2 tRNA genes and 2 rRNA genes are annotated in these 1,159 nt (G+C 48.3%); all 4 read left to right on the top strand.

The features are described from left to right. A 16S ribosomal RNA gene (locus tag ACMO9O_RS02990) occupies positions 1-99 on the top strand; the annotation flags it as partial. 149 nt (positions 100-248) lie between these two features. Next, positions 249-322, top strand: a tRNA-Ile gene (locus tag ACMO9O_RS02985). A 28-nt stretch (positions 323-350) separates the two neighbouring features. After that, positions 351-424 (top strand) — tRNA-Ala (locus ACMO9O_RS02980). Positions 425-590: 166 nt separating this feature from the next. Next, positions 591-1,159 (top strand): 23S ribosomal RNA (locus ACMO9O_RS02975); the annotation flags it as partial.

The following is a 1,159-nucleotide window of genomic DNA, read 5'->3' as shown; positions in this document are numbered from 1 at the left end:
CCGTAACCGTCAAAGGATCGGCCTAGGGTAAAACTGGTGACTGGGGCTAAGTCGTAACAAGGTAGCCGTACCGGAAGGTGCGGCTGGAACACCTCCTTTCTGGAGCGAGGGATCTCTTTGTGGTCTTGGTTTAGGTATTGATTCCTTGTACTATGCGTTGAATATGTATTAGATATGATCTTTATAAAAGAAAAGAGAAAGATGACGCTGAGGATGTAATTTCCCCAGGCAAATCAAAAAAAGTTGACAGTCCTATAGCTCAGTTGGTTAGAGCGCTACACTGATAATGTAGAGGTCGGCAGTTCAACTCTGCCTGGGACTACTAAGGATGAAAATCTTACCTAATAGACGGGGGATTAGCTCAGCTGGCTAGAGCATCTGCTTTGCAAGCAGAGGGTCAACGGTTCGAATCCGTTATTCTCCACAAATTCCTTGCCGGCTCCCTTTTGGGGGATTAGTAAAGTAAGGAAAACAAGATCTTTGACATGATGGACAAATCAAGAAAGTAAGAAGTAGAGCAAACTGAAAATATATCAACCCGGGACGCGTATTACCTCCCTCGAAAGAGCGGTAAGAAGTGTCGCGAGAAAAAGAAAGTAAGTAAGGGCAGACGGTGGATGCCTAGGCTCTCGGAGGCGAAGAAGGACGTGATAAGCTGCGAAAAGCTTGGGGTAGGTGCAAATAACCCTTGATCCCAAGATGTCCGAATGGGGCAACCCGACAGGTTGAAGGCCTGTCATCCCTGAATAGGGAGGCAAACGTGGGGAACTGAAACATCTAAGTACCCACAGGAGAAGAAAACAAAAGTGATACCGCAAGTAGTGGCGAGCGAACGCGGCATAGCCCAAACCGTAGATGTTTCGGCATCTACGGGGTTGTAGGACTGCGACGTGGCAAGAAGCAAGAGAAATGGAACGTTTTGGAAAGAACGATCGAAGAGGGTGACAATCCCGTACATGACTCTCTTGTAAAGCCTAGCAGTATCCTGAGTAGCGCGGAGCACGAGAAATTCTGTGTGAATCAGCGGGGCCCATCCCGCAAGGCTAAATACTCCCGAGAGACCGATAGTGAACCAGTACCGTGAGGGAAAGGTGAAAAGAACCTCGAACAGAGGAGTGAAATAGACCCTGAACCCGTCTGCCTACAAGCGGTCGGAGCA

The sequence above is a fragment of the Alistipes sp. genome, from assembly GCF_048465635.1.
Lineage (GTDB): Bacteria > Bacteroidota > Bacteroidia > Bacteroidales > Rikenellaceae > Alistipes.
This window is presented reverse-complemented; position numbering and strand designations above follow the sequence as displayed.